Below are 17,753 nucleotides of genomic sequence, written 5' to 3' on the forward strand. Positions count from 1 at the left end.
CTTGTGGCTATTCTGGATCATACTGTCTGCGTCATCCGGCTTGTTGCCGGCGCATCTGTCGTCGTCAGGCCGGGCGTCGCCATCGCCCATCGCCGCCCGCAGAGGAACTTTCATGAGTTCAGAGCAAGACACCATGACGTCGGACCACGACACTTCGCTGCACGAATCGCTCAGGGAAAACGTCAGGCTGTTGGGTGACAGCCTGGGCAGAACCATCGCCAACGACATGGGCGCCGATTTCGTCGATCGGATCGAGGCGATCCGCGCGCTGGCCAAGCAGGGGCGCCAGCGTGCCGAGGCATCCGATCGCCACGCGTTGATCGACTATCTGCGCGCGCTGCCCGATGACGAGCTGCTGCCGGTGACCCGCGCCTTCAACCAGTTTCTGAACTTCTCCAATATCGCCGAGCAGCACTATCGGGCGCGCTTTCGCCGGGTCGAGGACTACCGTCCCGGCACCCAGCCAGACCTGGGCGAACTGATCGAGCGTATCGCTTCTGCGGGCAAGTCGCCCCGCGAGGTCGTCGATGCGCTGGCCGGGATGCGTGTCGACCTGGTGCTGACCGCGCACCCCACCGAGGTCATCCGGCGCACGCTGATCCAGAAATACGATGCCATCGACGAATGCCTGAGTCGGATCGAGACCAGCGCTGAACACCCCGAGGTGCTGCAGCGCGCCCAGGGGCGGCTCGAGGAGCTGATCGCCCAGTCCTGGCATACCGATGAGATTCGTCACGAGCGGCCGACGCCGGTGGACGAGGCCAAGTGGGGCTTCGCGGTGATCGAGAACGCGCTGTGGCAGGCAGTGCCGACCTTCCATCGTGACCTCGATGCGCTGCTGCTCGATGCCACCGGCGAACGCCTGCCGCTGGACGCCTCGCCGATCCGCTTCGCCTCGTGGATGGGCGGTGACCGCGACGGCAACCCCAACGTCACTGCGGCGGTCACCCAGGAAGTGTTGCTGCTGGGCCGCTGGATGGCCGCGGATCTCTACCTGCGCGATCTCGAGCAGCTGCGTGCCGAGCTGTCGATGTGGCAGGCCAGCGACGCCCTGCGCGCCGAGGTGGGCGATGATCCCGAACCTTACCGCGCGCTGCTCAAGCAGCTCACCACCCGGCTGGAGGCGACCCGCGCCTGGGCCCGTGCCCGGCTCGATGGCGAACCAGTGGCCGACGCCCCGATCATCGAGACCCGCGCCCAGCTGCATGCGCCACTCTTGACCTGCTACCGCTCGCTGTGTGACGTCGGTCTGGAGACCATCGCCAACGGTGTGCTGCTCGATACCCTGCGCCGGGTCGGGGTGTTCGGGGTGACCCTGGCCAAGCTCGACGTGCGCCAGGATGGCTCGCGCCACGCCCAGTGCCTCGACGAGCTGACCCGTCATCTCGAACTCGGCAGCTATCTGGAGTGGCCGGAGGCGCAGCGCCAGCAGTTCCTGCTCGACGAGCTGTCCTCGCCGCGGCCGCTGGTGCCGCCGCGCTGGGCCTGCTCCGCGGAGGCGCGCGAGGTACTCGACACCTTCCGCGTGATCGGCCGCGAGCAGCGCGAGGCGCTGGGCACTTACATCATCTCGATGGCCCAGCAGCCCTCCGACGTGCTGGCGGTGGCGCTGCTGATGAAAGAGGCCGGTGAGGGCCTGAAACTCCCCATCGCGCCGCTGTTCGAGACCCTCGACGACCTCGATCGCGCCGGGGCGGTGATCGAGCGTCTGCTGGCGCTGCCGGGTTACCGAGCGATCGCCGGCGACTATCAGGAAGTGATGATCGGCTACTCCGACTCGGCCAAGGATGCCGGCCAGCTGGCGGCGGCCTGGGCCCAGTACCGGGCCCAGGAGCGGCTGGTCGAAGTGTGCCGCGAGGGGGGCGTGGCGCTGACCCTGTTCCACGGCCGTGGCGGTACCGTGGGGCGCGGCGGTGGCCCGGCCCACGCCGCCATCCTGTCGCAGCCGCCGGGCTCGGTGAACGGCAGTCTCCGGGTCACCGAGCAGGGCGAGATGATCCGCTTCAAGTTCGGGCAGCCGGATATCGCGCTGCGCTCGATGGAGATCTACACCTGCGCGGTGCTGGAGGCGACCCTGCTGCCGCCGCCGGCGCCGCAGCCGGCCTGGCGTGAGGAGATGGACCGCCTGGCCGATGTGGCCCACGCGGCTTATGTCGGCGTGGTGCGCGAGAACCCGGACTTCGTCGATTACTTCCGCGCGGTGACCCCGGAGAGCGCCCTGGGCCGCTTGCCACTGGGCTCGCGCCCGGCCAAGCGGCGTCAACAGGGGGGCATCGAGACGCTGCGCGCGATTCCCTGGATCTTTGCCTGGACGCAGATTCGGCTGATGCTGCCGGCCTGGCTGGGCAGTGGCGAAGCCTTCGCCACGCGGGTGGCCGAGGAGGGCGGTCTGGCCCGGCTGCGCGAAATGCGCCAGCAGTGGCCGTTCTTCCGCACCTACCTGGACATGCTGGAAATGCTGCTGGCCAAATCCGATGGTCAGATCGCCGCCTACTACGAGGAGCGACTGGTCGATGCCCCGGCGCTGCGCGAGCTGGGCGGGGTACTGCGCCAGCGTCTGGTCGACCTGGAAGCGGTGCTGCTGCAGATTCTGGATCAGCGCACGCTGCTCGAGGACACGCCCCTGATCCGTCAGGCGATCGAGGTGCGTAACCCCTATATCGACCCGCTGCATGGGCTGCAGGCCGAGCTGCTGCAGCGTAACCGCGATGCCGACGGCGACATCAGCCCGGCGCTCTCGCGGGCGTTGATGGTCACCATGGCGGGCATCGCTGCCGGACTGCGCAACACCGGCTGAGGCGGGGTGCCGGGCCGGGGCGAAGTGATCGCCCCGGGGTCGAACAGGGGGAGATGGCCCATGGAGTTCAAGGACTACTATGCGGTACTCGGCGTCGAACGCGACGCCACCCAGGAGGAGATCAAGCGCGCCTATCGCAAGCTGGCGCGCAAGTATCATCCCGATGTCAGCCACGAGGAAGACGCCGAAGCGCGCTTCAAGGCGCTGGGGGAAGCCTACGAGGTGCTCAAGGATCCGGAGAAGCGCGCTGCCTATGATCGTCTCGGCGGGCGCGAGGGCGAACGCTTCGAGCCACCGCCCGACTGGGATGCCGGCTTCGAGTTCAGCGGCGGCGGCTATACCCATGGCGAGAGTGCCGATTTCAGCGACTTCTTCGAGACGCTGTTCGGCCGCCGTGGCGGCAGGGGCGGATTCTCAGGGTTCGACACCGCGGGCGGCTTCGAGGGCGCTGGCCGATCCCATGGGCAGGCGCTGCACGGCGAGGATCACCATGCCAAGGTGCTGATCGAGCTAGAGGATGCCTATCAGGGTGCCACCCGCACCCTGTCGCTGCAGCGCGCCGAGTTCGACTCGCAGGGTCGTCTGCAACCGCGGGAACGCACGCTCAAGGTGCGCATCCCCAAGGGCATCAAGGCGGGGCAGCGCATCCGCCTCGCCGGGCAGGGTGGTCCTGGCGCCAACGGTGCCGCCGCCGGGGATCTCTACCTGGAGGTGGAGTTCCGCCACCATTCGCGCTACCGGGTCGACGGTCGGGATGTCGCCATGACGCTGCCGGTGGCGCCCTGGGAGGCGGCGCTGGGCACTACGCTGTCGCTGCCGACGCCGGGCGGCGAGGTCACTCTGAAGGTGCCCGCGGGCTCCCGCGGCGGGCGCCGTCTACGCCTCAAGGGGCGCGGTCTCCCCGGCACGCCGCCTGGCGATCTCTACGTCGAACTGACGCTGGTGACACCACCGGCCGAGAGTGAGGCGGTGGCCGCGGCCTATCGTCAGCTCGCCGAGGCCAGCGCTTTCGACCCCCGTGCCGAACTGGGAGGTAACGGATCATGACGCGACATCTCTCATCAGCCGACTCGGTGCTCGAGGGGGACAACCTCGACGAGCGCCCGCTGTTGACGCTGGGCGATCTCTGCCGCAGCTGCACCGTGCATGCCGAGTGGGTGATCGAGCTGGTCGACGAGGGTATTCTCACTCCGGCAGGGCGCCACCACGAACAGTGGCGCTTCTACGGCAGCAGCCTGGCGCGGGTGCGCACGGTCCGGCGCCTGCAGCGCGATCTGGGAGTCAATCTGGCGGGTGCCGCACTTGCCCTGGAGCTGATGGAGGAGCTCGAGGCGCTGCGCCGGCGCGTCGAGGGCGGCTCAGCCTGAGCCGCGTTCACGCCAGGGCTATTCGGCGCGGGCGCTCAGCCCGGGGTGGCGTGGTAGCAGGCGCGTAGCCGCGGTACCGCGAGGGCGTGGGTGTCGGCGAGCGCGAGCAGCGGCGCGAGAATGGCGTCGCGCTCGGTGGGGCGCCCGGCCAGCACGTCCTGGAGCATCGACGAGCGGTTGCCCGCGGTGGCCTCGATCACCGCGCTGACCCATCCCCGCCACCCCTCGGTCGGGGGGGATATCTGCGCTGCCGCCATCAGCTGCGCGATCTCTGCGCACAGCTCCTCGACCTCGGCGCTGAACGGCGGCGCGGCGAGGGCGCCGTTGTGCACGCGATGGCGTGCTGTCAGCGGATTGATCACGGCGTTCACCGCCAGTTTGTGCCACAGCCGTTCACCGATGTCGTCACAGGCACTGGCCGCCAGGCCGGCGCGGGTGAGGGTCGCGGCGACCGTCTCGGCCAGCGCCCCATGGGTTGCCGCCAGATCGCCGAGCCAAGTGTGGCCCGCCGCTGCGTGGACTACGCCGGTCGCCGGCGGAGGCTGGCGGTAGGCCGCTTCGGTGGTCGCCGCGCACAGCACCGGCCCCGGCCAGTGTGTGCTCAGACGTGGCTGGACGCTGAAGCCATTCTGCAACAGCAAGAGAGGGGTGCCGGGGGCCAGCTGCGCCTGCTTCAGCGCCTGCTCGGCATCGAACGCCTTGGTGGCGACGATCACCAGCGCCGGCGCCATCGTGGGGTACGCCAGCGTCCGAGTTTGCCAGTTGCCGTCGGTCTCCTGCAGGCGTACCTGATTCAACGCGCCATGGCGCCCAAGCAGCGCGATTGACCCAGTGTCGTTCGTCGTGGCGAGGCGTGCCGCGAACAGTTGGCCCAGTGCACCCGCGCCGAGCACCAGCCAGGGTCCTGCGGTCATGAGCTGGAACCCTTGGTACGGCTGCCGCGACGGGCACGCCGCTTGCTCGTGGCGCCGGTGCTGCTCTTGGTGCCGGAGCGCCGGCGCGACTGCCCGCTGCTGCCGCGTTTGGTCGTCTGACGTTTGCCGCGGGTCGGTTTGGGGGCATCCGGCGCGCCGCTCTGGCGTGCCGCCTTGAGCGCCTGGTCGAGCTTACCCGCACTGGCCTGGCCGAGCAGCTGACGCAGATCGGCGAGCAGGGCGTCGACGAAGGGCTGCGCCGCGGCATTGCCCTCGGCGATGCTGGTCAGACGCTGCTCCCATAGTGCGGTGCGTTCCGGCTGCGAGGCCGCTGGCGGCAGCGAATCGATCAGGGCGTGGCCGGTTCGTGAGGCACGCAGCGCCTTGGCCTCGCGCACCAGGTAGCCGCGGGTCAGCAGGGTTTCGATGATGCCGGCTCGGGTCGCCTCGGTGCCCAGTCCGTCGGTCTCGCGCAGGGTGCGCTTGACCGCCGGATCATCGACATAGCGCGCGATGTTCATCATCGCCTTGATCAGGCTGGCGTCGTTGAACGGCTCCGGGGGTCGCGTTTCGCGGCTCTCGACTTCGGCGCCCAGCACGTGGGCCGTCTCGCTCTGGTGTAGCGCGGGCAGCGTGGGTACGTCGTCGCGTGTGGTGAACAGCGGCTTCCAGCCCGGCTCGAGGATCTCGCGCCCCTTGGCCTGGAAGCGTTCGCCGAGAATCTCGAACAGTGCCCGGGTCTCGAAGGTCTCCAGCGGCGGGTAGAACTGCGCCAGCACGTTACGCGCGATGAGCCGGAACAGGTTGGCTTCGTCCCGGGTCAGGCGCTCGATATCGGCCGGGCGCCCGCTCGGTGCCAGGGCGTGGTGAGCGCCGACCTTGGCATCGTCCCAGGCCTTGGAGCGCCGGTCGAAGTCGGCCCCGCGCACCCACTGTGCCAGTGTCGTGTCATGCTGGCAGGCGCTCGCCAGGGTGCGTGCGGCCTCGCCATGGTGTGCCGCCGGCAGATAGCGACAGTCCGAACGCGGATAGGTGATCAACTGATGCCGCTCGTAGAGCGCCTGGCATACGTCCAGCACCCGCTTGGCGGAGAGCCCGAAACGCCGCGCGGCGTCCACCTGCAGCGCCGAGAGCGAGTAGGGCAGTGGCGCTGCCTGGCGCTGGCGGCGCTGTTCCAGGGTTGCCAGCCGGCCCTGACTGCCGGGCAGGCGCGCGGCCAGGGCCTGGGCCGGTTGCGGGTCGAGCAGGCGCCCCTGGGCATCCAGCGGCTGGTTCTCGCCGGGTAGCCACCAGGCGCGCAGCTCGCCGGCGGCGACCGCGAGATCCGCCCATAGCGGATAGAAAGGGTAGGGTTCGAAAGCGGCGATCTCGCGATCGCGGCGCACCACCAATCCCAGCACCGGAGTCTGCACCCGGCCTACCGAGAGCAGGCCGTCGTAACCCGCCTGGCGGCCGACCAGCGTCCATGCCCGGGTCAAGTTGATGCCATAGAGCCAGTCCGCCCGCGAGCGCGCCTCGGCGGCGGCGAACAGCGGCTGATAGCGCTGGTTGTCCTCGAGCCGGGCGAGCGCCTTGGCCACCGCCGGACGGTTGAGATCCTGCACCAGCAGGCGCTGCAGCGGGCCCCGCCAGCCGAGGTGATCGAGCACCTCCTGCACCAGCAGTTGCCCCTCGCGGTCGGGGTCGCCGGCGTGGACCACGCTGGTGGCGCGCTTGAGCAGCTTGCGCAGTATCGCGATCTGCCCGCGGGCCTGGGGGCGTGGCACCAGCTGCCAGCGGCTCGGCACGATCGGTAGATCGTCGAGCCGCCACTGCTGATAGCGCGGGTCGTAGGCTTCGGGTGGGGCCTGCTCCAGCAGATGGCCCAGACACCAGCTGACGCAGGTGTCGCCGGCTTCCAGGTAGCCCTCGCGGCGCATCGCCGGGGTGGGCAGGGCAGCGGCGATGGCCCGGGCCAGGCTGGGCTTTTCGGCGACGATCAGACGCATTCGCGGTTCACTTCTCCAGGTGCCGGCGGGCCCGTACCAGGGCGCGGTACCACTGACGGTGGGGCGTGCCCACCGCCGGTGGCGCCATGCTCAGATAGCTGACGTTGGGCGTTTCGCTGCGCTCCAGGTTGACGTTGGTGAGCATCGTCAGTGTGGCCTCGCGGGCGCCGTACTGGCGCTGCAGAAAGGCCATCGCCGCGGGTTCCAGCGCCACCCGATAGTGGCGGACCAGCGCCAATGCCAGGGATTCGGCGGTACGCGACAGATCGATCTCGATCTCGCGCACCATCGCCGAGCCCATGGCCGCCTTGGCGGCGGCCGAGAGATTGGGTTCGAGCTGGCCGAAATCCGCCGCGTTGGAGCTGTTGATGGCGCGCTGCACCGCTGGGCGCGACAGCTGCACGTGGGGCTCCAGAGCGAGGAAGATCTCCACCGCCACGCGCTTGGCGGTATCGACGCCGACGCTCAACTGGGTGTCACGCTCGGCCTGGCGCAAGCGGTCGCGGAAGGTGCCGATGTTGGCTTTCTCCATGTGACGCCCGAGCAGCTTGCACACCTCCGCCTTGGCCTCGTCGTCGAGCGCGATCTTGCTCTCGCGGATGCGTAGACCGCGCCGCCCCGGGCCCAGGCGCAGACGGGTGGTGCTGTCGGCGAGATTGGCGCTGAGCGCTTCCCAGCGCTCGGCCATGCGCAGGCGATGAGCGTGGCTGCGGCCGACCGACTCATAGGCGCTGGAGACGCTCTTGTAGAGCTTGATCGCGTTGGTCAGCACCTCGGCGTTTTCGCGTAGTGTCTGGCGCTGCTCCTTGCGCCCGTTCTGGATCGCCCGCACCTGGGCGTCGATGCGCGCGCTGAGGTCGTCGATCGCCGCCACGCTGTGAGCGAGCAGGGCGTCGGCGCGCTGGCCGGAGACGCTCTCGGCCAGCGGCGTGGCGGAGCGTTCGGTGAGATAGGTGTTGAGCGCCTTGAGACGCGACAGCCCGGTGGCCTGGGCGATGCGGTGGCGGGCGCGAGCGTCCTCGAGATTGTCGAAGGCGCGCGCCAGCTTCCAGCGACCGCGATACTCGAACGAGAGTACCGGGATTTCGCGGCCGCTGATCAGTTCGAAGGCGAGAATCACCATCTCCTCGACGTCCTGCAGCGTCATCAGCAGGTCGTTGTCATTCTCGATCGCCGCCATGACGCGCTCGATGAAGTTCTCGTCCCGCGCCACGCCGTAGCGCGGATCGGGCGCACGGCCTTCGAAACGCTCGCGCAGCAGGGTGATGGCCTGGGGGGCGAGGTCGAACAGCTCGCCGAACTGCGGCTCGACACGCTCGCGGTAGGTGGTGAACAGATCGCTGATGCGCGCATGCAGGCCGACCCGGCGATAGACCTCGATCTGGCCGATCAGGCGCGCGCTCTCGGGATCGTCGAGCAGCTCCAGCGCGGCCAGCTCGACCCCCGCCGGCGACAGGTCCTGCTTGCGCAGCAGCATGGCCGCGGCCTCGCGGCGGCGGGCGTCGCCGTCGAGGCTTTCGACGATCAGGTTGCGGGTCGCCAGGAGCAGCTCCGGCAGCGTCTTGATCACTCGCTCGATGCGCTGCGAGGTGCGCTCGACGCGTCGCCCGCGGGTCAGATGATGGATCAGGTTGGCGAGTACGCCGAAGATGCCGGTGATCACCGTGAACGAGATGAAGAAGATGTAATTCTCGATCGTCGGCGCCTTGCCGTAGCCGAGCAGGTAGCCGCCCCAGGCGCCGAGCAGGGTCACCGGGCCGGCGGTCCAGAGTATCTGCAGCAGGCTCACGGTCCACGGCACTTTCTCCACCGCGGCGGTGATACGACGGATCTCGTCGTGCCCTTCGCGCTCCAGACGCACCTGGGGGGTGTCGCTGGCGGCGGCATGGGGGCGGCGGCGAAGCGTGGGGGGGATCAACGAGAGCAAGCTTGCTCCTTGCAAACGACAGCGGACAGAGCGGGCGGCGGCTAACTTAGCACCCCAGGTCGAGCGTCGCCAGCGCTGTTGCCGAGCATGCTAGGATGGGGCCAATCGAACGGAGGAACGCCATGCTGACTGCTTGGGTCGAACAGCTGCTGGGGTATGCCAGCGGCGCCCTCGAGGCAATTCGCGACAACGAACACTACCCGGCACTGATGGCATGGGCACGCACGCAAGGGGCCGAGCAGTGCGGTGGCAGTCTGGACATGGCTCAGGCGCTGGCGCCGATCATCTGGAACCAGACGCCGCTGGTGCGGCGCCAGTTCGACTGCGAGCCGCTGGCCGAACCGCGGCCCGACGAACCCTGCTGGTGCGATTCGGGCCGCGCCTACCGCGACTGCTGCCTGCGGGTGGAGCTGCCCAGTGTGGTGCCCACGCATCTGATGTGGATGCTGTCGCTGCGCGAATGGCGCGGCGAGACGCTGAAAGCCGCGCTGGAAAGCCGCAAGGCACCGGCGCAGGCGCTGCTCGAGGCGGGTATCGTCTCCGCCGAGAGCGGCAACAATGGCCGCGCCCAGCAGATTCTCGAGTCGCTGTTTGCTGGCGAGCGCGACTGGCAGGCGCTGGCCGAGCAGATCGAGCCGGCCTTCGAGATCCTGATCGATCTCTACCAGGAGCGCGGATTCCTGCGCAAGCGTGCAGCGCTGATCGAGCGGGTCATCGCCAGTGGCCCTGACTTTCTCAGCGGGGCGGCCTACGAGCGGCTGTGTCTGATGCATCTCGACAGCGGTGACCTGGCCAGTGCCCGCGAGGCCTTTCAGAACGCCCAGCGTACCCTGCCGGACTCCCCCTCGCTGGCCTATATCGAAGCCATGGTGCTGCTGCACGAGGGCAACGTGGGCAAGGCGCGTCAGCGCGCGGCCTTCTGGTGGCGGCGGTTGGCGCGCCAGCACCAGGCCGATCCCGATCAGCTCGACTTCATCGCCGAGCTGGCCGACGACCCCGAGTCGACCCTGGCCGAACAGGTGATCAACTCCGAAGAGGCGCTGGCCGGTCCGCTGACCGCGCTGCAGGCGCTGCTCCACACCCAGCAGCGTCCGCCGCGGCTGGTGTTGTCGCGCTCGCCGGAGGGCGCGCTGCTCTATGAGCCCAGCCGGCGCGAAGCGTCACTCTACGCCGGCTGGATCGAGGCCTGCGAGGTCGAGATCGACGAGGACGCCGCACTCGGCTTTCTCGGCGACCCCTGGGTCACTGCGCCGCAGTGGCTGCAGGGGTTATGCGCCAACCCGGAATGGCTCGATGCGCCCAAGGTGATGCAGGCACTGACCCTCGCGCTGGCGAGCCGCTTCGGCAGCCTGCCGTGGATGGTCGACACCTTCTTCACGCCGCTGGCCGAGCGCTACGCTGCCTGGTTGACTCAGCTCGAGGATGCCGGCGGTACCTTCTCCTGGCACGACGCTGACAATGCCACGCTGCTGCGCACCGGCCTGGCGCTGGTGATCGGGATGGAGCGCGGTGCCGGTCCCCAGGCGCGAGCGCTGGCGCAGCGGCTGCTGGCGCTGGATGCCGAGGATAGCCTGGGCCTGCGCGAGCTGGTGATCGATCAGCTGCTGCGCGAGGGCAACGACGACCAGGCGCTGGCGGTGAGCGAGGCCGGGCCGGAGGGGGCCGACATGCTCGGGGTACAGATGGGGCGGGTGCTGGCGCTCTATCGTCTGGCCCGCCACGACGACGCGCGCGCGGTGCTTGGTGAGGTGTGTGCGGCCAACCCCTATATCGTGCGCGTACTGTGCGAGGAGCGCCCACGTCCGGCGCGCCTGAGCGTCGATATGCCCGAGCCCGGCACCCGCGCCGAGGCTTGGCAGTATCGCCAACTGATGCGCGACCAGTGGGCCGCCTCGGACGGCGCGCTGGAGTGGCTCTCGCGTCAGAGTTGCGCGCGCGCCGGCGAGAGCCGCCGCAGCCGCTGATCCCCCACGGGAGGCCGCCGGCTCAGCGCGCCGGCGTGTCGCGTGCGCCACCGAGTGCCGGCAGGCGTCGTCCCAGCCACCACGCCAGGGCGATCGCCGGCACCCCGAGCAGTCCGCTCAGCACGAAGAAGGGCGCGAAGCCCAGATTGGCCACGGCGACCCCCGAAAAGCCGCCGATGAATTTGCCCGGCAGTGTCATCAGCGACGAGAACAGCGCATATTGGGTCGCGGTGTAGGCGCGTGAAGTAAGGCTCGACAGGAAGGCGATGAACACCGTGCTGGCGAGACCGTTGGCAAGATTGTCACCGGTGATGGTGAGCACCAGCAGTGGCAGGCTCTGCCCGCCGAGGGCCAGCACCGCGAACGCCATGTTGGTCAGCGCCACCGCGATACCGCCGACCACCAGCATACGCGCCAGGCCGTAGCGCACCACCAGTAGCCCGCCGAGCACGCCGCCACCGATAGTCATGGCGACGCCGAAGACCTTGGTCACACTGGCGATCTCGCTCTTGCTGAAGCCCAGGCTGAGATAGAGCGGATTGGCCATCGCTGCCATCACGATGTCGCCGATACGGTAGATCGCCACGAACAGCAGCAGGGCGAAGGCCAGGCGTGCGTAGCGCTGGAAGAAGTCCGCCACCGGACAGACCACCGCGGCGATCAGCCATACTCCAGCGCGGCGCTGCCACTCGGGGCGCGAGGCGCCGGCGCGCAGGAAGCGCCTGACCCGCGGATGGAACAGCACCCGGCCCAGCCCCTGCTGGCGCGGCGGCTCGGGGCGCAGCAGCACCGTGAGCATGCCGATGCCGACCAGTGCCGCCATGCTCAGATAGGCCACCGACCAGGAAGCGGCGTCGGCGATATACAGCGCCCCGGCGCCAGCGACGATGATGCCGATGCGATAGCCGATGATGTAGGTCGATGCCATCGCCGCCTGGATCTCGGCCTCCCCTGATTCGATACGGTAGGCGTCGATGACGATATCCTGGGTCGCTGCGCCGAAGGCGGTGAGCAGGGCGAAGGCGGCGACCAGCGGCAGATGCCCCAGCGGATCGACCCCGGAAAGACCGAACAACCCGGCGGCGATCAGCGCCTGCCCCAGCAGCATCCAGCTGCGCCGCTGGCCGAGTGCACGCCCCAGCAGCGGCAGGCGCACGCGGTCGACGATCGGCGCCCAGAACAGCTTGATCGAGTAGAGCATGCCGATCCAGCTGAAGAAGCCGATGGCGGCGACGTCGACGCCGCTGTCCTCGAGCCAGGCAGTCAGGGTGGAGAACACCAGGAGATAGGGCAGGCCCGCGGAAAACCCCAGAAACAGCAGGGTGATGACCGGGGCGCGCAGATAGACCCGGCACGATGTCAGCCAGTCGCGTGGCTCGCGTTGCATGCAACCTCCAGATAGGGTCCGCCGTGTTGCGGGCGGACGTGGTGACGCGAAAAATGCTACTCTAGCCGATCGTGTCGCGTCTGGCGCGGGGGATCTGGTTACCACGCTGCCCCGTCCGGACACGCCACGCGATTGTGATCGCGATCAGGAAGACGAGCATGACCACGGAGTCGATGAAGGATGGCGACGCGCTGCCGCGCTGGTACGTGATCCAGTGCAAGGGCGGTGAGTCGTTTCGCGCCAGCGAACATCTGGACAACCAGGGCTATGAGGTGTTCCACCCGGTGCTGGAAGTGCAGCGCCGTCGCCGCGGCAAACTGATCTGGGTGGCTGAGCCGCTGTTTCCCCACTATCTGTTCATTCGCCTCGACCGCCTCGCCAGCAACTGGCGTCCGATTCGCTCCACCCGTGGCGTGCTGCGGCTGGTCGGCTTCGGCCACGAGCCGGTGGCGGTGCAGGATGCGCTGATCACGACCCTGCGCGACCGGGTCGCCGCCGATACCAGCCGCGAGCGCGCCAACGTCTACTACCGGCGTGGCGACCTGGTGGAGATCACCGACGGGCCGTTTCGCGCCCTGCAGGCGGTATTCGACGCCCAGAAGGGCGAGGAGCGGGCCATCGTGCTGCTCAACCTGCTGCAGCAGACCCAGCGGCTTGAGCTGCCGGTAGAGGCGCTGCGCAAGCCGGTTTCCTAGGCACTGGCTGAAAAGTACTGCGCTCGCCCATGTGGCGTTAAAAATCGGCTCAAAATGCTCATTTACACCCCGTAAACTGGAGCGCCAGCCCGGTCCGTTTTCGCCGATTTTTGCCTTGCCTGGCCTTCGCTCGTAGACTTTTCAGACAGCACCTAGGCACTGGCTGAAAAGTACTGCGCTCGCCGACTTTTCGTACAAACCCCAGGGTTGGCAAGAGACGCCGCCCAGATTCATCTCTTTCCAGGAACGACCTTCAGGAACGACCCATGACGGCAATGACCATCACCTCCGGGCGTGTCGCCACACTGCACTACCGCTTGTGCGATGCCGACGGGCGCATCCTCGACGACTCCCGCGCGCGCCAGCAGCCGCTGAGTTATCTGCATGGCCATGGCAACCTGTTCGCGGCGCTCGAAGCGCACCTGGTGGATGCTGCGCCCGGCGCGCAGAGGCGCGTGACGCTGAGCCCGGCGGAGAGCTATGGCGAGCGTGACGAAGCGCTGATCAGCGAGACCGCGCGCAGCGCCTTTCCCCTCGACCAGCCGCTGCATGCGGGCGCGCGCTTTCAGGCTCAGGGGCCGGAGGGGCCACATACGGTGACGGTGATCGCCGCCGATGCCGACAGCGTCACCGTGGATGCCAACCATCCGTTGGCGGGGCAGACGCTGAGCTACGAGATCGAGGTCCTCGACGTGCGCGAGGCCACCCGCGCCGAGCGGGTCAAGGGGCATCCCCTGCCGCCGGGGACTTCACACACCGAGGTCGAGGACCGCAAGCAGGTCTGAGAGGGAATTTACGACAGGCCTGCACTCGCCGAATTTGTAAAAACCCTATGGGTGGGCGCCGCCGATCGCGTGGCACTCAACGTGTCACCCACCAGCGCTGATACCAGGCCGCCATCACCTGTTCCGGATAGGTAGTGCGTCCCAGGCTGCCATTGTAGCGGGCCAGGGCGCGGGTCCAGTCGCCATTCTCGCGGGACAGGTAGTGGGCGAGGATGGTGCAGCCGTAGCGCAGGTTGGTGGCGACATCCGTCAGATCGTCCCGGGGGCGGCCGATTTCATCTTTCCAGAACGGCATCACCTGCATCAGTCCTCGGGCACCGACGGGCGAGCGAGCCGTGGGGCGAAAGCGGCTCTCGACGTCGATCAGGGCCAGTACCAGTTCGGGCGGCAGGGCGGCGCGGCGCGCCTCGGCGTGAATGCGCTGCAGCAGGCTCAAGCGTGCCTGACGATCGGGATAGGCCGCTGGTTGGCGCCGGGCCAGGCGCGACTGCATGTCGAGCAGCCAGACCTGGGCATCGAAGTGGTCGCCGCTGTTGGGTTCCGCGGCCATCGCCTGCGCCAGCGTGCCGGCAAGCGCTCGCCCGGTCAGGCGATGATCAGCCCAGGCGCTCGGCGAGGAACGCATCGAGGTTCTCGACGGCGACCATGGTGACTTCGCTGTCGCGGCGCCCCTTGTACTCCAGTTCGCCGTTGTCCAGGCCGCGGTCGCCGATCACCAGGCGGTGGGGGATGCCCATCAGCTCTTGATCGGCGAACTTGACCCCGGGGCGCAGATCGCGGTCGTCGAGCAGCACATCGATACCGGCGGCGGTGAGGCGGGTGTAGAGCGCCTCGGCGGTATCGCGTACACGCTCTGACTTGTGTGCGTTCATCGGCACGATCGCCAGCTGGAACGGGGCGATGGCGTCGGGCCAGATGATGCCGCCGGCGTCGTGGTTCTGCTCGATGGCGGCGGCGACCACGCGGGTGATGCCGATGCCATAGCAGCCCATGTGCAGCGTGGCGGGCTGACCGTTGTCACCCAGCACGGTGGCGTTCATCGCCTGCGAGTACTTCTGACCCAGCTGGAACACGTGGCCGACCTCGATGCCGCGGGTGATGGCAAGGGTACCCTGGCCGTCCGGCGAGGGGTCGCCCTCGACCACGTTGCGCAGGTCGGCGACCTCGGGCAGCGGTAGATCGCGCTCCCAGTTGATCCCGAACAGGTGCTGGTCATCGATGTTGGCGCCGGCGCCGAAATCGCTCATCAGTGCCACGCTGCGGTCGACGATCAGCGGCATCGGCAGCCCCACCGGACCCAGCGAGCCGGGGCCGGCGCCCACCGCGGCGCGAATCTCGCTCTCTTCGGCCATGGTCAGCGGCGCCTTGACCTGGGGCAGGTGCTCTGCCTTGATCTCGTTGAGCTGATGGTCGCCGCGCACCATCAGGGCCACCAGTCCGCCCTCGGCGCCGTGCACGATCAGCGTCTTGACCGTCTTCTCGATCGGCAGGTCGAACCCTTCGACCAGCGCTGCAATGGTGCGCACGCCGGGGGTGGGCACCTGGCGCAGGCTCTCCTGCGGCGCTGCGCGCTCGGCCCCCACCGGGGGCAGCGCTTCGGCCTTCTCGATATTGGCGGCGTAGTCCGAGCCGGTAGAGAAGATCACGGCGTCTTCGCCGGAGTCGGCGAGAACGTGGAACTCGTGGGAGCCGGTGCCGCCGATCGAGCCGTTATCGGCGAGCACGGCGCGGAAGTCGAGCCCCAGACGGGTGAAGATACGCACGTAGGCGTCGTACATCTTCTGATAGGAGCGCGCCAGCCCGGCCTCGTCGACGTCGAAGGAGTAGGCGTCCTTCATGATGAACTCGCGCGAGCGCATGACGCCGAAGCGCGGACGGATCTCGTCGCGGAACTTGGTCTGGATCTGATAGAAGTTGGTCGGCAGCTGCTTGTAGCTCGACAGCTCGCGCCGCACCAGATCGGTGATCACCTCTTCATGCGTCGGGCCGACGCAGTAGTCGCGCTGATGACGATCCTTGAGACGCAAAAGCTCCGGACCGTACTCCTCCCAGCGCCCCGACTCCTGCCACAGTTCGGCCGGCTGCACCGCCGGCATCAGCACTTCCTGGGCACCGGCCCGGTCCATCTCCTCGCGCACGATGCGCTCGACCTTGCGCAGGGTGCGCAGACCCACTGGCAGCCAGGTATAGAGCCCCGAGGTCAGACGGCGGATCATGCCGGCCCGCAGCATCAGCTGATGGCTGATGATTTCCGCATCCGCCGGCGTTTCCTTGAGGGTCGAGATCTGTAGTTGGCTGGCGCGCATGGCGTGTTCGTTCCTGTATTCAGCAGCGATGTCCGGGATCGGCGGCGAGCCGACTGCGGCCCGGGGGTGAGTCGATCATGAGCCGGCCAGTATAGAGATGGCAGCCGCCCACGGGGAGGGGGCCGGGCAAAATCCCCTGGGGTGTCGACGCGAGTTCGGCCTAGCCACAGGTCTACCTGCCGCATGGCGGATTCTTTTCTATAGTGAATTCAGGGTCGCGACCGACATCGCCCGCCGGGCGAGCGGTGGCATTCACGGAGGCCGTCGTTGGCGACCCGCGGCGGTGGAGAGGCGCGTCATGATCAACCATGTCTGGGGACTTCTCACGCATCCCAATCGCGAGTGGCAGGAGATCAGCAGCGAGAACGAGACCGTTTCCCACCTCTATGGACACCACGTGCTGATACTGGCAGCGGTGCCGGTGGTGTGCTCGTTCATCGGTACCACGCTGGTGGGGTGGCACTTCGGCACCGCGGAGACCGGCCTGGCGGAGCGCGTGCAGGTGGCGCCCTCCACCGCGGTCCTGCTCGCGATCATCTTCTATGCTCTGATTCTGGCCGCGGTCTGGCTGATGGGTAACGTGGTGCACTGGCTGGCCCGGCGCTATCCGTCGCGACCAAGCCTCAATCGCTGCGTGGTGTTCGCCGGCTATATGGCGACACCGATGTTTCTGAGCGGTATCGTCGCCCTCTATCCCATTGTCTGGCTGTGCCTGCTCGCGGGTATCGTCGGTCTCTGCTATACCGCCTATCTGCTGTTCGCCGGGCTGCCGTCGTTTCTCGGCATCGACCGCGGCGAGGGCCTGCGCGCTTCCAGTGCGGCCCTGGCGATCGGTATCCTGGTACTGGAGGCGCTGCTGGCGCTGACCGTCCTGCTGTGGAGCTACGGTGCCGCGCTGGTGTGATCGGCCGGGTGCCAGGCGCCTGCCGCACCGGCGTCTGCCACCCTAGGCGTTCCCGACGCCCGTCGTCTGCGGCGGGCGTCTTCGTCTTGCCGGCGGTAGACGTCGAGCTTGCGTTACATTAGGTTAAGGCCCGACCTTTATCGCGGGATCCAACGATGTCACTGATCAACGCCAGGCGTGCCACCGCCATCGCGCTCGCTGCCAGCTTGACGCTCTCGCTCGCCGGCTGCGGCACGCTGTTCTACCCCGAACGCAAGGGCCAGTTGCCGGGGCGTATCGACCCCGGTGTGGCCATCGCCGATGGCATCGGCCTGCTGTTCTTCATCGTGCCCGGGGTGATCGCCTACGCTATCGACTTCTCCAACAACACCATCTATCTCCCCAGCGAGGCGGGGGCGGGTATCGATGCCACCCATCTCGACGACCCTGCCGATACCGCCCAGGTCGATGCACTGCTGGCCTCGCGCGGGCTTCCGCAGGGCTGGCAGGGCGAGGTGGTACGGGTCGAACGGCCGCGAGATCTGGGTCAGGCGCTGGCCTGGATCGAGACGTCGCGGATCGATCTCGCCGCGCGCTGAGTCTCGGCGGCGAGACCCGCCTCGCGCTCTTGGCAGTGTCTGGCTCTGCTAAGCTCTCAGGCAGAGGCGCGGCGGCGCTCCAACGCTATCACTGCCACGGTTTGGGGTGGCGGGTAGTCGCCAACCGGGCTGGCCGCCGCG

The 17,753-nt window shown here is 68.3% G+C and carries 14 protein-coding genes; 8 read left to right on the forward strand and 6 right to left on the reverse strand.

Annotated elements, in window-relative coordinates:
* Nucleotides 1-112 precede the first annotated feature (112 nt).
* From ppc to ABV408_RS09050, 3 genes are read left to right on the forward strand one after another with little or no spacing between them, the layout of a single operon-like run.
* Nucleotides 113-2,797, forward strand: a complete 2,685-nt coding sequence (ppc, locus tag ABV408_RS09040) for a phosphoenolpyruvate carboxylase (RefSeq protein ID WP_405049933.1) — start codon at nt 113-115, stop codon at nt 2,795-2,797.
* Between the two features lie 60 nt (nt 2,798-2,857).
* The gene (locus ABV408_RS09045; RefSeq protein WP_353982061.1) at nt 2,858-3,844 is read left to right on the forward strand and encodes a DnaJ C-terminal domain-containing protein; all 987 of its coding nucleotides are present in this window, start codon (nt 2,858-2,860) and stop codon (nt 3,842-3,844) included.
* A complete protein-coding gene (locus ABV408_RS09050; RefSeq protein WP_353982062.1) occupies nt 3,841-4,164 on the forward strand; it encodes a chaperone modulator CbpM in 324 nt (107 codons plus the stop codon). The genes ABV408_RS09045 and ABV408_RS09050 overlap by 4 nt, the downstream gene beginning before the upstream one ends.
* Before the next feature lie 35 nt (nt 4,165-4,199).
* Here the strand turns inward: ABV408_RS09050 and ABV408_RS09055 are convergent, their stop codons facing one another.
* From ABV408_RS09055 to ABV408_RS09065, 3 genes are read right to left on the reverse strand one after another with little or no spacing between them, the layout of a single operon-like run.
* Nucleotides 4,200-5,078, reverse strand: coding sequence for a 2-dehydropantoate 2-reductase (locus ABV408_RS09055; RefSeq protein WP_353982063.1), 879 nt, complete (start codon nt 5,076-5,078; stop codon nt 4,200-4,202).
* On the reverse strand, nt 5,075-7,066 hold the full coding sequence (locus tag ABV408_RS09060) for a DNA topoisomerase III (protein WP_353982064.1): 1,992 nt from the start codon (nt 7,064-7,066) through the stop codon (nt 5,075-5,077). The genes ABV408_RS09055 and ABV408_RS09060 overlap by 4 nt, the downstream gene beginning before the upstream one ends.
* 7 nt (nt 7,067-7,073) lie before the next feature.
* Nucleotides 7,074-8,993 carry a hypothetical protein gene (locus ABV408_RS09065; protein WP_353982065.1) on the reverse strand — a complete coding sequence of 640 codons (1,920 nt, stop codon included), beginning with the start codon at nt 8,991-8,993 and terminating at the stop codon, nt 7,074-7,076.
* Nucleotides 8,994-9,115: 122 nt separating this feature from the next.
* Between ABV408_RS09065 and ABV408_RS09070 the strand changes: the two genes are divergently transcribed.
* On the forward strand, nt 9,116-10,957 hold the full coding sequence (locus tag ABV408_RS09070; RefSeq protein WP_353982066.1) for an SEC-C metal-binding domain-containing protein: 1,842 nt from the start codon (nt 9,116-9,118) through the stop codon (nt 10,955-10,957).
* 22 nt (nt 10,958-10,979) lie between these two features.
* On the opposite strand, the gene ABV408_RS09075 is transcribed toward ABV408_RS09070, so the two are convergent.
* Nucleotides 10,980-12,344, reverse strand: a complete 1,365-nt coding sequence (locus tag ABV408_RS09075) for an AmpG family muropeptide MFS transporter (protein WP_353982067.1) — start codon at nt 12,342-12,344, stop codon at nt 10,980-10,982.
* 158 nt (nt 12,345-12,502) lie between these two features.
* Here ABV408_RS09075 and rfaH point away from each other — a divergent pair, with 158 nt between their 5' ends.
* Nucleotides 12,503-13,039 (forward strand): transcription/translation regulatory transformer protein RfaH, encoded by a 537-nt coding sequence (gene rfaH / locus ABV408_RS09080; RefSeq protein ID WP_353982069.1) that lies wholly within the window; start codon nt 12,503-12,505, stop codon nt 13,037-13,039.
* A 275-nt stretch (nt 13,040-13,314) separates the two neighbouring features.
* Nucleotides 13,315-13,824, forward strand: coding sequence for a peptidylprolyl isomerase (locus ABV408_RS09085; RefSeq protein WP_353982220.1), 510 nt, complete (start codon nt 13,315-13,317; stop codon nt 13,822-13,824).
* 76 nt (nt 13,825-13,900) lie between these two features.
* On the opposite strand, the gene ABV408_RS09090 is transcribed toward ABV408_RS09085, so the two are convergent.
* Entirely contained in the window at nt 13,901-14,449 is a 549-nt protein-coding gene (locus tag ABV408_RS09090) for a transglycosylase SLT domain-containing protein (RefSeq protein ID WP_353982070.1), read from the reverse strand.
* Nucleotides 14,421-16,130 carry a proline--tRNA ligase gene (locus tag ABV408_RS09095; RefSeq protein WP_353982071.1) on the reverse strand — a complete coding sequence of 570 codons (1,710 nt, stop codon included), beginning with the start codon at nt 16,128-16,130 and terminating at the stop codon, nt 14,421-14,423. The genes ABV408_RS09090 and ABV408_RS09095 overlap by 29 nt, the downstream gene beginning before the upstream one ends.
* A 298-nt stretch (nt 16,131-16,428) precedes the next feature.
* On the opposite strand from ABV408_RS09095, the gene ABV408_RS09100 reads away from it, so the two are divergent.
* Together ABV408_RS09100 and ABV408_RS09105 are read left to right on the forward strand one after the other, a co-directional pair.
* Nucleotides 16,429-17,034: a Yip1 family protein gene (locus ABV408_RS09100; RefSeq protein ID WP_353982072.1), complete on the forward strand. Its 606-nt coding sequence runs from the start codon at nt 16,429-16,431 to the stop codon at nt 17,032-17,034.
* 155 nt (nt 17,035-17,189) lie between these two features.
* Nucleotides 17,190-17,612, forward strand: a complete 423-nt coding sequence (locus ABV408_RS09105; protein WP_353982073.1) for a hypothetical protein — start codon at nt 17,190-17,192, stop codon at nt 17,610-17,612.
* The last annotated feature ends 141 nt before the right edge of the window (nt 17,613-17,753 follow it).

It is taken from the genome of Salinicola endophyticus, assembly GCF_040536835.1.
Lineage (GTDB): Bacteria > Pseudomonadota > Gammaproteobacteria > Pseudomonadales > Halomonadaceae > Salinicola > Salinicola endophyticus_A.